The 16,496-nt window shown below is 40.2% G+C and carries 15 protein-coding genes; 10 read left to right on the top strand and 5 right to left on the bottom strand.

Annotated features, from left to right (window positions below; genetic code table 11):
* The first annotated feature begins 22 nt into the window (after nucleotides 1-22).
* On the top strand, nucleotides 23-2,275 hold the full coding sequence (locus tag H5117_RS01530; protein ID WP_182736007.1) for an EAL domain-containing protein: 2,253 nt from the start codon (nucleotides 23-25) through the stop codon (nucleotides 2,273-2,275).
* On the opposite strand, the gene H5117_RS01525 is transcribed toward H5117_RS01530, so the two are convergent.
* Together H5117_RS01525 and yeiP are read right to left on the bottom strand one after the other, a co-directional pair.
* A complete protein-coding gene (locus H5117_RS01525) occupies nucleotides 2,272-2,466 on the bottom strand; it encodes a hypothetical protein (RefSeq protein ID WP_182695843.1) in 195 nt (64 codons plus the stop codon). The genes H5117_RS01530 and H5117_RS01525 overlap by 4 nt on opposite strands.
* A gap of 139 nt (nucleotides 2,467-2,605) precedes the next feature.
* Nucleotides 2,606-3,178 (bottom strand): elongation factor P-like protein YeiP, encoded by a 573-nt coding sequence (gene yeiP / locus H5117_RS01520; RefSeq protein ID WP_002962153.1) that lies wholly within the window; start codon nucleotides 3,176-3,178, stop codon nucleotides 2,606-2,608.
* Between the two features lie 194 nt (nucleotides 3,179-3,372).
* On the opposite strand from yeiP, the gene H5117_RS01515 reads away from it, so the two are divergent.
* The gene (locus tag H5117_RS01515; RefSeq protein ID WP_024596739.1) at nucleotides 3,373-3,759 is read left to right on the top strand and encodes an MmcQ/YjbR family DNA-binding protein; all 387 of its coding nucleotides are present in this window, start codon (nucleotides 3,373-3,375) and stop codon (nucleotides 3,757-3,759) included.
* A 35-nt stretch (nucleotides 3,760-3,794) separates the two neighbouring features.
* On the opposite strand, the gene H5117_RS01510 is transcribed toward H5117_RS01515, so the two are convergent.
* The 3 genes from H5117_RS01510 to fadI form a co-directional block, all read right to left on the bottom strand.
* Nucleotides 3,795-4,304 (bottom strand): GNAT family N-acetyltransferase, encoded by a 510-nt coding sequence (locus H5117_RS01510; protein ID WP_182736006.1) that lies wholly within the window; start codon nucleotides 4,302-4,304, stop codon nucleotides 3,795-3,797.
* A gap of 74 nt (nucleotides 4,305-4,378) precedes the next feature.
* Nucleotides 4,379-6,586, bottom strand: a complete 2,208-nt coding sequence (gene fadJ, locus H5117_RS01505) for a fatty acid oxidation complex subunit alpha FadJ (RefSeq protein ID WP_182693123.1) — start codon at nucleotides 6,584-6,586, stop codon at nucleotides 4,379-4,381.
* The gene (fadI, locus tag H5117_RS01500) at nucleotides 6,586-7,896 is read right to left on the bottom strand and encodes an acetyl-CoA C-acyltransferase FadI (RefSeq protein WP_004335629.1); all 1,311 of its coding nucleotides are present in this window, start codon (nucleotides 7,894-7,896) and stop codon (nucleotides 6,586-6,588) included. The genes fadJ and fadI overlap by 1 nt, the downstream gene beginning before the upstream one ends.
* 306 nt (nucleotides 7,897-8,202) lie before the next feature.
* Here fadI and H5117_RS01495 point away from each other — a divergent pair, with 306 nt between their 5' ends.
* From H5117_RS01495 to H5117_RS01460, 8 genes are all read left to right on the top strand, one after another.
* A complete protein-coding gene (locus H5117_RS01495) occupies nucleotides 8,203-9,159 on the top strand; it encodes a MoxR family ATPase (protein ID WP_007377762.1) in 957 nt (318 codons plus the stop codon).
* Between the two features lie 3 nt (nucleotides 9,160-9,162).
* Nucleotides 9,163-10,107 (top strand): DUF58 domain-containing protein, encoded by a 945-nt coding sequence (locus tag H5117_RS01490; RefSeq protein ID WP_004335626.1) that lies wholly within the window; start codon nucleotides 9,163-9,165, stop codon nucleotides 10,105-10,107.
* A gap of 2 nt (nucleotides 10,108-10,109) precedes the next feature.
* Nucleotides 10,110-10,544, top strand: a complete 435-nt coding sequence (locus tag H5117_RS01485; RefSeq protein ID WP_182736005.1) for a DUF4381 domain-containing protein — start codon at nucleotides 10,110-10,112, stop codon at nucleotides 10,542-10,544.
* Nucleotides 10,537-11,523, top strand: coding sequence for a VWA domain-containing protein (locus H5117_RS01480; protein WP_182736004.1), 987 nt, complete (start codon nucleotides 10,537-10,539; stop codon nucleotides 11,521-11,523). Before H5117_RS01485 ends, H5117_RS01480 begins: the two co-directional genes overlap by 8 nt.
* The gene (locus tag H5117_RS01475) at nucleotides 11,523-13,454 is read left to right on the top strand and encodes a VWA domain-containing protein (RefSeq protein ID WP_182736003.1); all 1,932 of its coding nucleotides are present in this window, start codon (nucleotides 11,523-11,525) and stop codon (nucleotides 13,452-13,454) included. The genes H5117_RS01480 and H5117_RS01475 overlap by 1 nt, the downstream gene beginning before the upstream one ends.
* On the top strand, nucleotides 13,448-15,106 hold the full coding sequence (locus tag H5117_RS01470) for a BatD family protein (RefSeq protein ID WP_182736002.1): 1,659 nt from the start codon (nucleotides 13,448-13,450) through the stop codon (nucleotides 15,104-15,106). Before H5117_RS01475 ends, H5117_RS01470 begins: the two co-directional genes overlap by 7 nt.
* A 61-nt stretch (nucleotides 15,107-15,167) precedes the next feature.
* A complete protein-coding gene (locus H5117_RS01465; RefSeq protein WP_032827217.1) occupies nucleotides 15,168-15,725 on the top strand; it encodes a sigma-70 family RNA polymerase sigma factor in 558 nt (185 codons plus the stop codon).
* Entirely contained in the window at nucleotides 15,725-16,477 is a 753-nt protein-coding gene (locus H5117_RS01460) for a DUF3379 family protein (RefSeq protein ID WP_024596746.1), read from the top strand. The genes H5117_RS01465 and H5117_RS01460 overlap by 1 nt, the downstream gene beginning before the upstream one ends.
* Nucleotides 16,478-16,496 lie beyond the last annotated feature (19 nt).

The raw sequence follows: 16,496 nt of genomic DNA, 5'->3' as shown, positions 1-16,496 counted from the left end.
GTAAATTAGAAGTAATCAAAAAATGATAAAAACAATAATAAAACTAAGCATGTTTGTAGTACTTGCTTACTCATTTGAGCTTTTTGCCTTTGAGTCATCACTTAATTACAACTCAGACAATATACTTATACTAGCAAGCGCCATTATATCGCTTGCTTTGCCCTACCTGTTATTTGTAATCCATAAACTTAGACGTTCACGCCGCCAACTTCGGCTTTCGGAAAAACGCCTTAAAAGTACCGTAGAAGGTAGCGGCGATACACTTTGGGACTGGAACATAAAAACAGGCGAAGTTATTCGTATTAACGATAAGTATTTAATGGACTCAACTACGTTAATGGGGTTTCCACCAAATAAAGGCCTTATCCATCCTCACGATATTAATAACGTTGAGCACTTGCTAAAAGTGCACTTTGCAGAGCAGTCTGCTTTTTTTGAAGCCACCTACCGAATCAAAGATACTTTTGGTCGTTGGCACTGGGTGCTCGATCGCGGAAAAATAATTGAAAAAGACGCCAACTTATCCCCCCTTAGAATGACGGGTACCGTTCGCGATATATCACAGTTAAAATCAACTGAAGAGCGCTTAAACCTTTTTGCAAAATGTGTTGAGTCGCTTACTGACGCCTTAGCAATTTACGATAAAAACTTTAAACTGGTTGATATAAACCCTAGCTTTTTAACCTTGTTTGGTGGCGTACGCGAACAATACTTAGGAAAAGATTTTAGCCTATCTGGGTATGAGCCAAGCTACACAAACAGAATTATTGAAATAGTAAAAGAGCGCGAACATATTCAACAAGAAGTGAAGCTTCGTAATAGTGAGCGTATTTTATTACCGATAGAAATATCCATAGATGAAATTAAAAACGATCAAAATCAAATAACTAATTATGTCGTTGTATATTCAGATTTAACAGAGCGTAAAAAAGCAGAATCGCAATTACATAACTTATCGAATCGAGATCGCACAACCAGTCTGCCTAACCGAAATTTATTTTTTACTGATTTGCATAAACTAGTAAAACTCAATTCGCATCACGCCTTGCTTGTATTCGATTTAGATAACTTTAAAAAAATAAATGACTCGTTAGGACATCAGCTAGGTGACAGCTTATTAGCTAAACTAGCAATGCGCTTAAATAAACTAACCCGCGAAAATGATGTGTTTTATCGTTTAGGCGGCGATGAGTTTGCTCTGGTAATGTCTGACACTAACGACATACATGTAATTACACGCATGGCTAAACAGTTTTTAGCAGCCATTGCTACACCATTTAAAATGGCAGGCCACGAACTGGCAATCACCTCAAGTGTAGGTATTGTATTATTCCCTGAAGACGGCAATACGCCTGAACTGCTTTTAAAAAATGCAGATACCGCCATGTATCATGCTAAAAAGAAAGGTAACAGCTACTTATTTTTTAACGACACGATGAACCGTCAAGCCGTTAAACGACTGCAAATTGAAAACCTCATGCGCTTTGGTTTAAAAGAAGACCATTTTGAAGTGTACTACCAACCAAAAATGAATATTCGCACAGGCAAGCTAACCGGAATGGAAGCGTTAGTGCGCTTTATTACACCCAAAAAAGGCATTATTAGCCCTGGTGTATTTATACCTATAGCCGAGGAAACGGGCCAAATAATTGAAATTGGTGAAGTGGTATTAAACAAAGCCTGCAGAGACGTAAAAGAATGGCTAGATAGCGGTTTATTTAGCGGTCGAGTAGCCGTTAACTTATCAGCAAAGCAATTTAGCCTCCCCGATTTAACCTCTCGTATTGACGTTATTTTGCAAAAAAACGAATTACCTTCATACTTTTTAGAGCTTGAAATAACAGAAGGTACTGTAATGGATGACCCTAAAGAAGCCATTGCAATTATGCGTTCGTTAAGTGCCCGAGGTATTCATTTAGCAATGGATGATTTTGGTACTGGTTATTCATCATTAGCGTATTTAAAGCAATTTCCGCTTAATACACTTAAAGTAGATAAAGCATTTATAGATGACATGACCAATGAACGTGGCCGTAATATGGTCGACTCAATAGTCACTATTGCACATAACCTTGATTTACATGTAGTGGCTGAAGGTGTAGAACAAGCCCATCAAATTGATATACTCAAAAAGCTTAATTGCGAAACAGTACAAGGTTATTACTATTCTAAGCCACTATCAAAAAGTGAATTTACTGAATTTTTAAAGCAGCAACAAACTAAAGCAGCCCCAAGCTTAATTAGAAAAAATAAAAATGTGGCATCGATAAATTAAGGGCGCCATATACACGCATTTATTCCTACATTTCTAACTAAAGCACGACGATAATGTAGATTAAACAAGCACCAGGCTACTGGTCCAAATAAACCGCCTAAAATCAGCCATCGTTTAATTGGCATGCCTTTTTTAATGGTTTCTAAATACATTAAAGCTATAAATGCACTGCTTAGTAAAACTATAAACAAAGCTACCCCTTAAAGTTGCTCAAAAATAAGGCGATTATTCTAACGCTAACGTGATTAAATTTAAAGCAACAAATCCCCGCGCACAAAAAAGCCGAACCTGTTAAACACAGATTCGGCTTTTAAAATTATAATTTACGCGTTACTTTTCAGCACGACCCATAAATTTGTGTTCAACAGTATTAATACGGATACGGTCACCTGTTGAAATATGCTCTGGCACAGAAATATTTAAGCCAGTAGACATACGTGCAGGTTTTGAACGAGCACTTGCAGATGCACCTTTAATAGATGGGTCTGTTTCTTCAACAACAAGTTCAACACTTGATGGTAAATCAAGTCCTACTGGCGCGCCATCAATAACAATGACGTGTACGCCTTGCGTTTCTTCATTAACAAATAAAATTTCTTCGCTAATAGCATCTTTGTTTAAGTTGTAAGGCGTGTAATCTTCATTATCCATGAACACATACTCGTCGCCATCAATGTACGATAGCATTACTTCACGGCGTGTTAAATCAGCCAGCGTTAGCATGTCACTGTCTTTAAATGTTTCGTCAACTTTACCACCGGTTACCACATCGTATAAACGCATACGGTATAAACTACCACCAGCACGACCTTGCGGCACAGAGCGCACAATATCTTTTACAACTAAAACGCGGCCATTGAAGTCAATAGCAGTACCTTTTTTAACATCACTCGCCTTTGGCATGTGTGAATTCCTATTATTTTTTTGATTGGCAGAAACATACCACGAACTGGATTTTGTTCAACTAAAATTACGTTGGTTTTACGCTACATGTTGTATTAGCTTGTAAAATTTTAATTTATACTAAAATACATATAATCAAATGTGAAAAAAACTGCTATGGTAGCTTTACCGAGTATGACTTCAAGGAATGGATCATGGACCAGAAAAAAGTACATGAGTATTTAGTTAAAAAACCACTTGTTCAGGTTACAAAACCATTTGCGCAAGAGGTTGATGTATATAAAGTGAATCATAAAATGTTTGCGACTCTTGCTATTGGCAATGACGGTCAAACTAATGATGATGGTGAGGTTATTTGGTGGCTTAACTTAAAATGCGATCCTGATGAAGCAATATCATTGCGTGATACTTTCCCGGCAGTGATCCCTGGTTACCATATGAATAAACGCTTATGGAACACAGTAATTTTAGACGGCACAATTGCACAAAGTGAAATTGAGAGAATGATTGATAACTCATTTAATTTAGTCGTAGAAAACATGCCAGAAAAAGACCGCAAAGCTATCGCACTTCACTTGTAGCACTTTTTGGGCTAGGCTACTAGCCCATTAAAACCTTAAACCTTAAGCGTATAAATTAAATCGTCATATAACTTTTCGCCTATTGTATGCACTTTAAAAAGTGTATCGGTATGGGTTAAGCCACACTTACTAAGCACCTTTTCAGAACCAATATTGCCACGCGTTACGACAGCTTTAAACTGCCTAATACCACATTCTTTCCAAGCCCAATCAATCACAGCTCTTAAAGACTCTGTCGCGTAGCCTTTATTAAAATACTCTGGCAATAATAAATAACCAAGCTCTGCGGTTTCTCCGTCATAGGCAAAGCCTGTAACACCCACTGGTTGTTTTGTTTTATTATTAATAATGACTAAGCACAGTGGGTGGCGTGATTTAGTATTCCACTTAGGTAAGCGTATCTCAAAGCGGTTTCTTATCAGTGACTCCATTGGCATATCAAAACAATACTTAAGGACTTGAGGATCGCGATGAAGCGCTAGAAAAAGAGGCCAATCAGATTCTTCCATTTGGTACATGCTCAATCTTTGTGTAAATAATGTCATTAAGCTCCTCATTTAAATATTAAAAATCATAAAAAAACCGCATCTAAATGCGGTTTTTATAAACAGTAGAAACTTTATTCTTTTGTTTCAATCTCTTTAGTAACTTCAGGCTCAGTGACACTTTGCTCTTGTGGCTCAGTGCTTTGTACTTCAGGAGCTACAACCTCAACAGTTGCTGCATTATAAAAAGTAGTACCAGAGCTTGCCATTGTTACCAGTGACTCACATGGAGCAAAGTTAGCATCGCTGTTAGCTAATGTAGACATATCAGAGCTTATTTTACTTGCGCCTAATTTATCCATATAGCTAAAGGGGCCACCTAAAAATGGTGGGAAACCAATACCAAATATTGCACCAATGTCGCCATCACGAGGGCTTGCAATAATGCCATCATCTAAACAGCGTACTGCTTCGTTAAGCATTTTCGATACACATCGCTTAGCAATTTCGCTTTTGTTTAAACGTGGAGCTGGGGTAACACCCAATAGTTCGTAAACTGACTCATCAACCTTTTTGCCTTTTTTGTCGTATTCATAAAAACCACGACCGGACTTACGGCCAAGGCGTTTTGAATCAATCATACGCATAAATGCATCAGGGCCTTTAAAACGCTCACCTAATTCTTTTTCAAGAATTGGAGCAATTTTAGAGCCAATATCAATCCCTACTTCATCAAGTAGAGCCAGCGGTCCTACCGGAAAGCCAAACTCAACTAGGGCTGCATCAATCTTTTCAATTGGCTCACCCGCAAGCATTAAATTAGCAGCTTCGTTTAAGTAAGGCGCTAAAATACGATTTACGTAAAAACCGGCCATGTCTTTTACAACAATTGGCGTTTTACCTTGCTTACGTGCAAAGTTAACAACGCGAGCAATAGTCTCTTTAGATGTACCTTCGTGTGGAATAATTTCCACTAATGGCATTTTTTCTACTGGTGAAAAGTAATGTAAGCCAATTACATTTTCAGGACGTGCTGCCTGCGCTGCAATTTGCGAAATTGGTAATGATGACGTGTTACTAGCAAAAATTGTATTTTCTTGGCATTGCTGCTCTACGTCGGCAACCATACCTTGCTTAAGCGCAAGATCTTCAAACACAGCTTCTATTACTAAATCAATGTGTTTAAAGCCGCTGTAGTCTGTTGTACCTGTAATACGGTTCATTGTTAACTGCATATCAGCTTTAGACATAATACGGCGCTTAAGGCGCTTGTCTAAAATTTTGTAGGTGTAGCTCATTGCATTACTAATGCCCTGCTCTGCTACATCTTTAATACGTACCGGTACTTTAGCTTTAACAGCACTTACGTGCGCAATACCTGCGCCCATTAGTCCACCACCTAAAACAGCAGTTTTGCTAATTGCGGGTGCGTCATCATTGCGCCACTCTTTTTTCATTTCAGTGGTTGCAAAGAAAATACCGCGAAGCGCTTTCGATTCGTCACTCATTACAAGTGTTGCAAAGCTTTCAGCTTCTGTTTTATACGCTTTTAGCTCATCAAGCTCTACACTAGCACGCACAGCTTTAATAATAGCGAGTGGTGCTGGGTAGTGCCCGCCCGTTTTTTTAAGTACGTTTTCTTTAGCTTTTTTAAAGATAAAGTTACGGCCAAACGGGTTTGACTCTAGTAATTTACTAATATTGTCGAGCTTTGGCTCTTTTGCTTGTGGCTTTTTCTTAGTCGCAAATTCTTTTGCAACTTTTAGCAGCACACTGTGTGGTACACAGTCATCAAGCACGCCTGCTTTTTTAGCTTGCTTAGGGCGAATTTGTTTACCTGTTAGCATCCACTCAAGTGCTTTTTGAATACCAACAATTTTAGTTAAGCGCTGCGTACCGCCGCCACCTGGTAGTAAACCAAGTTGCACTTCTGGTAAGCCAATTTTTGTTAAATCGCTGTCGGTACCAACACGGTAGTCACACGCTAAAGCAAACTCTAAACCACCACCTAATGCAGCGCCATGAATCGCACTTACTGTTGTGTATGGCAGTTTTGTCATATCAAAAAATGCTTGATGGCATAGTTCGCTAATAGCTAAAGCATCATCACGCTTTTGAACGCTATCAAGCATTTTTACATCGGCGCCCGCGATAAAGTTATCGGTTTTTCCGCTTATAAATACCATGCCTTTTACATTTTGCGACTTAGCGTCTTCTAATAATGCTTTTAAGTCATCGGCAAAACTACTGCGCAGGGTATTCATTTTCTCCCCTGGCACATCAATCGTTACTACGGCAATTTTGTTTTCATCTACCGCTAAATTAAATACTGAATCAGTCATTACGCGCTCTCCAATACAAAGGCTGCACCTAAACCACCAGCAGCACACGCTGTTGTTAATGCCAAACCGCCACCACGACGTTTAAGCTCGTGTAAGCTTTGCGTAATTAAGCGTGCACCTGTTGCTGCAAATGGGTGACCATATGCTAAAGAGCCGCCGTTAACGTTAAACTTATCCATGTTAATTTCGCCAATTGCTTTGCTGCGACCTAAATGCTCTTGTGCAAATTTGTCTGAGGCAAACATTTTCATATTGGCAAGTGTTTGCGATGCAAACGCTTCGTGCATTTCAATTAAATCTAAATCAGCAAGCGTAATACCCGCTCTATCTAGTGCAATAGGCGTTGAATGAGCTGGGCCCATTAACATGTCTTTTTCTACGCCAATTGCCGAAAATGCAAAGCTACGTACGTAACCTAGTATTTCATAGCCAAGTGCTTTTGCTTTGCTTTCGCTCATCATAAGTACGGCCGCTGCACCATCAGTTAATGGTGTTGCATTTGCAGCGGTAACAGTACCGTGCTGACGGTCAAAAACAGGTTTAAGCTTGGCGTAGCCTTCAACCGTTGAGTTTTTACGAATGTTGTTGTCTTCTGAAATAAAGCTTTTATATGGCGGTAAATGCGCCGTCATTACTTCATCTTTTAACTTACCATCAGCCCATGCTTGCGTTGCAAGTGAGTGAGAACGATGCGCTAACGCATCTTGATCTTCACGGCTAATGTTGTGTGTTTTAGCCATTTGCTCAGCAGTTTGCCCCATTGAAAGGCCTGTTGAGTACTCTGCAACTGCAGGAGGCACTGGTAATAAGTCTTTTAAACGCAGTTTTGAAAATATTTTTAAACGTTGACCAAGCGTACGCGCTTTATTTAAATCAACTAAGCTGCCTGCTAGCTTTTTACTTACACCAATTGGCAATACTGATGACGAATCTGCGCCACCTGCAATACCTACACTTACAGATCCCGCCATAATAGACTCAGCTACATTAGCAATAGCCTGAAAGCTGGTAGCACATGCGCGCGATACAGAATATGCATCAACCGATACAGGCATACCTGTGCCCAATACAATTTCACGTGCAATATTTGGCGCTTCTGGCATTTGTACTACTTGACCAAATACAAGTTGATCAATTTCTGACTTATTGAAATTTAATCGTTCAAGCATTTCGTTAACCACCAATTTCCCCATATCAAGTGCAGGTACATGGTGAAACGCTGTTGCTTGTTTTGCAAAAGGTGTACGTAAGCCGCTAACGATGGCAATACGGTCGCCCTTTGGTGTTTTTAGTATGTTTTGCTCAGACATTTATGCTCTCCCGCTGACAGGTCTGACCTGTTTGTTTTCCTCGATTCTAAACAACCCGTGCCCTAAAGCCAATAGATAAACACAAATTTATATAAACAGTGTTTAATTACGACTATCACAATAGGCTTTTTTAGACGCATTTACAAAGTTTTGTGGTACGCTAAAATTCGTTAAAAAATAACGAACTATTTTAAAAAATACAGTCTAACTCTTGAGTTACCCAATTATAAACCTTATAAATAGGTCAGTATTTATCACCTAACACTATTAGGTACAAACCCAGCTGACGAGGACAGTCCACTTATTATGGCAGCTAACGCATTTTCACAATTAAAAACGTACTTAGATACACAAATCATTGGCCAGCCAGAGCTTACTCAAGCGCTACTTATTGCTATTTTAGCTGATGGTCACTTATTAGTAGAAGGCCCTCCTGGGCTTGCAAAAACACGTGCAGTTAATGCACTTGCTAAAGGCATTGAAGGCTCATTTCAGCGCGTACAGTTTACGCCAGATTTATTACCAGCTGATGTAACAGGTACCGATATTTACCGCCAACAAACTAGCGAGTTTGTATTTGAAAAAGGCCCTCTTTTTCACAACCTAATTTTAGCTGACGAAATTAATCGTGCACCTGCCAAAGTACAATCAGCACTATTAGAAGCCATGGCAGAGCGACAAGTTACCGTGGGTAAAAATACCTATCCGCTTAGCGAACTGTTTTTAGTTATGGCAACGCAAAACCCGCTAGAGCAAGAAGGGACTTACCCGTTACCAGAAGCCCAGCTGGATCGCTTTTTACTGCACCTAAGTATTGACTACCCTGGCGCAGAGCATGAGCTTGATATACTGCGTTTAACACGCGGCGAAGCGCTTAACGAGCAACAACCAGTAATGCAAAAAATTAGTCAAAGCGATTTATTTGCAGCGCGTAAAGAAATATTAGGCCTTTATTTAGCAGAGCCACTTGAGCAATATTTAGTACAACTTATTATTGCCACTCGTGAAGGCGCTAAATTAGACGCGCAACTAGGTAGCTGGATTGAGTTTGGTGCAAGTCCGCGTGCAACAATAGCACTTGATAAATGTGCTCGTGCTCATGCATGGCTTCAAGGCCGTGACTTTGTAGCACCTGATGACATTCAAGCTGTTGTGCATAATGTACTGCGTCATCGCATTATTTTAAGTTACGAAGCCCAAGCCGATGGCATTACTAAAGATCAAGTAATAAGCCGTATAGTTGAACTTGTAGCCGTACCATAAGTTATGCAAAAACAATTAGAAACCCAAGCATGGCTCAAACAGAGCCATAGCCACGGTGTTAATTTAGCACTCAAAGAGCTGATGTATTACAAAGCCAAAGCGCAATTGCTTGAACTTGCCCCTAAGGTAAAAATAAAAAACACCTTAACAGGGCAATACCTTGCACCGCACAAAGGCCGAGGAATGGAATTTGCCGAAGTGCGACATTATCAGCAAGGTGACGATATTCGCTCTATTGATTGGCGAGTTACTGCGCGTACCGGCGAGACTCACACAAAGCTCTTTCAAGAAGAAAAAGAGCGCCCTGTGTTTGTGTTCACTGATTTTTCTAACTCAATGCTGTTTGGCTCAAAGTTACTGTTAAAGTCGGTGCAAGCTGCGCATATAAGCGCTCTTGTTGCATGGTCGGCGTGTCAGCGCGGCGATAGAATTGGCGGTATTGTGTTTAATCAGCACTCGCATTTAGAGCTAAAACCCAGCGCCCGTGAAAAAGCCGTGCTTAAGCTTTGTCATAATTTATGCGACAACCACCAGCAAGCGCTTAACAATATTGATAAAACAGCCACTAACAACTTTAGCGATAACCTAAAGCGCCTTAACCATTTAGCAAAACCAGGCAGCTTAGTGTATTTAGTGTCTGATTTTAATGCTCTGGATGATGCCAGCTTTAAGCAACTTGAAATATTAAGCCGCCACTGCGAGCTGATTGGTTGCCACATAAGCGATCCATTTGAGCATCAGTTACCTGCGTTTAAGCAAGCCGTTACCGTTAATGCAAATGGTCAAGACTTTGCCCTACCATTAATGGATAACAGCTTTAGAGAACGCTTTGCTAAAAATGCTGAGCAAGCATTTAGCGCGCGCTTTAATCGCCTAACTAAATCGGGTCTTAATTTAATATCATTCAATGCAGCAACACCGCTTGAGCTGCAATTAGTGAGAAAATAACCATGCAAACCAATCCACTCGATGGCCTGCACGATATAATAGCGCCAAGCCAAGTTAATTGGTGGCCACTCGCCCCTGCTTGGTGGGTTATTATTGCACTGCTGTTTTTAGCACTGTGCGCGGCTATTTATATATTTTATAAAAAACATAAATTTAAAAAGCCTAAACGCTACGCAATACAATTGAGCCAAAGTGAGCAAAACCCTCAGCAACTGCATATTATTTTAAAACGTTTAGTGATTGAATATTACGACAAGCGACTTGCTGCGCAATCTACCTCTAAATGGTGCACAACACTTAATACACTCACCGGTTTAAGCTTTACAGAACAAGAAATACTAAGCTTGTATAACCCCAGCCAAAAAGATACAACACAGTGCGAAAAATTTCGCCAAGGTATTAAGCAATTTAAAATAAAGGAGTCAGTAAATGTTTGAATTTAGCTGGCCATGGTTATTTTTATTACTACCCTTGCCTTTATTACTTTTACTATTAAAACCCGCTGCAAGTAATGCCAGTACGCGTTTACGTATACCCAGTTTTGCAAAGCACAATTTAACCAGTCAAAGCATTGAGCCACACGCACGACGTTTAAATCCCCTCGAGTGGATAATTTGGTTATTACTTGTTACTGCTGCTGCCAATCCAACATGGTTAGATGAGCCAATTTCATTACCAAATGAAGGACGCGATATAATGTTAGCAGTTGACTTATCAGGCTCGATGACCGAACAAGACATGGCTTATAATGGCCAATATGTTGACCGCCTTACCATGGTAAAAGCTGTACTCAGTGATTTTATAGAGCAACGTCAAGGCGACAGGCTTGGGCTAATATTATTTGGCGACACCGCGTTTTTACAAACCCCGCTCACCCGCGACGTTAAAACAGTAAGTAAAATGCTCAGCGAAGCGCAAATTGGTTTAGTGGGGCGCGCAACAGCCATTGGTGATGCATTGGGTCTTTCGGTAAAACGCTTTGCCAATAAAGATGAAAGTAACCGAATTGTGGTGCTATTAACCGACGGACAAAACACCGCGGGCAATCTAAACCCAGAAGATGCCCTACTGCTAGCTCGCGAAGAAGGTATTAAAGTGTACACCATTGGTGTTGGCTCAGATAATCCGCGCGGCTTTAGCCTCTTTAATGTGGGTGGCTCTAGTGGCAGTAATTTAGATGAAAGCTTACTTAAAAAGATTGCCGATCAAACTGGCGGATTATACTTTAGAGCCAAAGATGTAGCAGGCCTTCAACAAATTTACGCAGAGCTTGATAAACTTGAACCTATTAGCGCTGATGAACAAACATTTCGCCCACAAAGCTCATTATTTTACTACCCGTTACTTATCGCTATTTTACTTATTAGCTTAAAAGTAATGCTTAGTACACTGCGTGCATTAAAGGAGCCAAACTAATGGATTTTGAATTTATTCGCCCCGCTCTTTTATGGTTACTCATACCTGCTGTGGCATTATTTTTTGTTGCCTTAATTAAGCATAAAAAAACGACTAGTGAGCAGCTAATTGCACCTCATTTAGCACAATTTATAATGAGCGAAGCAAACACTAAAGCCAGCCAGCCACTTTGGTTAGTTGCTTTGTTTTGCAGCCTTGGCATTTTATTTAGTGCTGGGCCTAGTTTTGAGAAAAAACAAGTTCCTGTATTTCAAAGTAAAAGTGCCCGTGTAATTGTTATGGATATGTCGTACTCAATGTACAGCACCGATATTTTACCAAATCGTTTAATGCAATCACGCTTTAAAGCGCTTGATATGATTGAGCTATTTAAAGAAGGTGATACCGCGCTTGTAGCTTACGCAGGCACGGCCTATATAATTTCACCACTAACAAACGATGCCACAACACTCAGTAATTTAATTCCAAGCTTAAGCCCTGAAATAATGCCAGACAAAGGCTCAAACGTTTTAGCGGGTCTTGATATGGCCAAAGAGCTATTAACACAAGCAGGTTATATTGATGGCGACATTATTTTAGTGACCGACGGTATTGACCAACAAGAACAAAGCGACGTGAGTAGCTTTACCAGTAACAGCCAATATAGATTAAATATTTATGGTGTAGGTACCGCTCAAGGCGCACCAATTAAGTTACCTGAAGGCGGCTTTTTGAAAGACAGATACGGCCAAATTGTAGTACCTACAATTAATGCCTCTCAGCTTAAAAATTTAGCATCAAGCAGCGGCGGTAAATTTGCTAGTTACCAACCTAGCAATAACGACATAAATACGTTTGCCCCAAATGCGCAGAGTGAATTATTGAAAGACGAAAAACAAAGCCACGCGCTTTGGCGAATAGATGCAGGTATTTACGGACTCTTGTTATTACTGCCATTTGGCTTGTATTTATTTAGACGCGCTGCCTTGTTGGGGGCTTTTTTAGCTTTTGGTTTTTTACCGCAGCAAAATGCGTATGCCGTAGAGCTCCCTACTCTTTTGCAAAATGCAGATCAACGTGCATTAGAGGCTTACAATAATAAAGAATACGATGCAGCAACACAGGCGCAATCGAGTGAGTTAAAAGGCGCGGCGCTATACCAGCAAGGTAATTTTGATGCTGCACTTAATGAGTTTAGTAATGATAAGTCGGCTACCGGTTTATACAACTACGGTAATGCCCTTGCCAAAGCTGGCAAACTTGAGGACGCAATTGAAGCGTACAAACAAGCCCAAACCTTACAAGATGACTTTACGCAAGCAGCCGATAACCAAGCCTTAGTTGAGCAATTACTAAATCAACAAGAGCAACAAGACCAGCAAGATCAGCAAAGCGACGGCGACGACTCTCAAGACCAAGATGATAGTCAGAAAAAAGATGAGCAAAACCAAGGGCAAAATTCTGAACAGTCAAAACAGGATCAGCAACAAAATGGTGATAAAAGCAATTCTGAAAAAGGCGAAAACGAAAGTCAAAGCTCAAGCGATGAAAAATCAGATAAAGAGTCTGAACAACCCAAAGATCAACAAGGTGAGCCTGGCGAGCAATCAGATAAGCAAAATGAGCCTGATATGCAAGCCCAGCCACAAAGCGAACAAGGGCAAAATAAAGACGCTGACCAGCCTAAAGAGGATGAGCAGCAACAAAGTAAGCCACAAGCAATAAGTGAGCAACCTGCCACTGATGAGCAAAAACAAAATGCTCAGCAACAAGCGATGCAAGCCCAAGCAAGTGAGCTCACTAATGAAGAAAAAGAAAAAGCACAACAGCTTAATCAACTACTTAGAAAAGTCCCGGACGATCCGGCTATTTTATTACGGAATAAAATGCAATTAGAAGCCCAAAAAAGACAATACAAACGTCGCCCTACAGGAGTCGAAAAATCATGGTAATGCGATTATTTTGCTGTTTATTGCTATTAAGTGCGATGCCTTCGTGGGCTGCCACCAAATTAGAAGCCAGCGTAGATAAAAACCCTGTATTAGCGGGTGAATTTTTTATGCTTAATATATCGGTAGACGATACAGTTAAAGGCGAGCAACCAGACACCTCATCGCTGTTAAAAGACTTTGTTGTAGGCCCAACAAGCTTAAGCTCTCGTACCAACATTATTAATGGCAGCATTAATAAACAAACTACGTGGTCAGTTAAACTAATGACCCGTACAGAGGGTGATTACACGATACCAGCATTTAGCGTTGCAGGGTTAACCTCACAACCTATTAAGTTAAAAGTGGCAAAACGCTCAGTTGATGCAGATAAAAATAACGAAATATTTTTAAAAACGTCGCTCTCGAGTAATTCATTATTTGTGCAAGAAGCCGGTGTTTACACTGTTAAGCTCTACCTTGCCAAAGAACTGCTTGATGGCAGCTTAAGCACACCAAGTATGGAGGATGCTCAGCTAACCCAATTAGGTAAACAAACTGAGAGTTATGAGCTAGTTGATGGCAAACGCTACCTTGTTATTACTCGTGAGTATTTGATTCAGCCACAAAAAAGTGGTGCCTACACGATTGCAGGCCCCGCTTTTCAAGGGCGAGTACAGCAAAATTACCGCCAACTGGAGGTATCTGCTCTTGGCGATGATCAGCAAGTAGAAATAAAACCAATCCCGAGTGATTATAAAGGCGCATGGTTACCAAGCGAATTGGTTAACCTTGATGAAGAATGGCAACCTAACGACAACACAGTAGAAGTAGGTACGCCTATAACACGTACTATTACGCTTACCGCGCTTGGAGTTACAAAAGAGCAATTACCTGAAATCTCTATGCCTACTATTGATGGCATACGCAGCTACCCTGACCAAAAAGAAAATAACAATGCAGTGCGAGACGGACGCGTTGTGTCGCAGCAAACTGCATCGTATGCCTTACTGCCGCAAAAACCAGGTACTTATACTTTGCCTGAAATAAAGCTGCCTTGGTTTAATACCAAGATGAACCGTATTAGCGTAGCTACATTACCAAAGCGTACTATTACAGTAACGCCAAGTACTACCGCGCCTAATACAGCCATAGCAAACCCACAACCCAGTACAAATAATTCACCTACTCTTGAAAATATTTCGAATCAAGCAACTGGCACACAACCTATTGAAACTAAAAGTGATACTCCTCTTTGGTTAATAGTTTTTGCCGCTTTAGGGTATATTTTATGGATTGGTACTGTAATTTTTTACTTAATAAGCCGTTCTACTAAAAATACGACTGAAAAATTACAGCTAAACACCCGTGGTACTTCTCAGCCAAGCTTAAATGAGCTTAAAGCATTAGCGAAAACACACGATGTAAAAGCCTTTTACACCGCATTAAATAACTTTTCTGTAAAGGTGACCCATAAAAATGTTGGCGCGATTGATGAGCTCTGCATCCGCGTAAACAGCAGCGAGCTTAATGGTCTCATTAGCCAATTGCAGGCACAACTTTACAGTAATAAAGGCGCAAACACGGATCTTAATGCTATTATTAAAATTCTTGAGAACTATCAAACTCAGGCATCAAAGTCGCAACAAGCTGTATTAAAAGACCTTTATAATTAATAACTACGAACCTTAGGTCTTTTTTTGCAATAACTAATAATTTTTAATTAAAAAAGTGCTTATGCTTGGAAAGAAAAAATCAAACAATCAGGTCTTAATCGATATGGCAGAGAAACAAAAGCGTTATGAAGCCTTGGTCCACGTTTACAATAAAGAGCTTTATCGCTTTGCTTATTGGTTATGCCGTGATCCGCACATAGCAGATGATTTAGTACAGGAAACGTTTTTACGCGCATGGCGTTCACTCGACTCTTTACTTGATCAAAAGGCAGCTAAACCTTGGCTGCTTACTATATTACGAAGAGAAAACGCACGCCGATTTGAACGTAAACAGTTTGATTACAGCGACGTAGAAAACGATACGCTTGTTGATGAAACCAGCCATTCATTAGACGATGAAATGGAACAAACGGTAATTCAACGCCAGATTGCACTGCTATCTGATGAATACCGAGAGCCATTATTACTGCAAGTTGTAATGGGCTGCTCTGGTGAAGAAATTGCAGGCATACTTAATTTAAATAAAAACACGGTAATGACTCGTTTATACCGTGCCAGAAATCAACTTAAAGAGGCTTTAAGCCGTGATGATGAACAACTTAAAGGGGCATCAAAATAATGGATGAACTTGAGTTTCGTCGCCGCACTATTGCGCAGCCAAACGACATTGACAAGGAGCTTATGGAGTTTGCTGACAATAACCCAGAGCGACAAAGTTTTATTAACGATATGAAAGATTTTGATAAATTCATTCAAGATTCTTTAGACATACCTGTGCCTGAAAATCTTGCAGACCGCATTCTTTTAAACACATCGTTAAAAGAAAAAGCACTCCAAGAAGAACAAGCAACTGGTAAAAACATGGTTGATGCTCGATCGCGTTTTAAGTTTGATCGTGTACATCTTGCGTTAGCAGCGTCTTTTGTAGTGGCGATTAGTGCCTTCTTTTTTAGTACAGAGCAAAATATTGCACACGAAGCAGGTGAGCATGCGCTTGCCCATGTGTATTACGAAATTAATGCGCTTGATAAAAAAGAGCCCATTAGCCTACAAAGCGTTAACGACAAGCTTGCAGTATTAGGTGGTCATCTTGATGAACTTCCTGGCGCTGTAACTTATGCCATGTTTTGTGATTTTAAAGGCGAAAAAGGACTGCATTTAATATTTGAGTCTGACTTTGGTCCTATGACGGTATTTATAGTGCCTTCTGAAAATAAATCATTTGGTTTTGGGGATGACAACTTCCGCGATGAGCGCTTTGAAGGTCACATTAATCGTGGCTCACAAGCTGATACTATTTTAGTGGCAAGTCTTGGAGCACCTCTAGATACATACAATGAACGCGTTACTGGCGCAATTCGTTGGCTTTAAAATAGACAAATTTACCGCT

This window comes from Pseudoalteromonas sp. SG45-1 (assembly GCF_014164135.1).
GTDB lineage: Bacteria > Pseudomonadota > Gammaproteobacteria > Enterobacterales > Alteromonadaceae > Pseudoalteromonas > Pseudoalteromonas distincta.
Note: the sequence above shows the minus strand (reverse complement) of the source record. Positions and strands in the feature narration are given on the sequence as shown.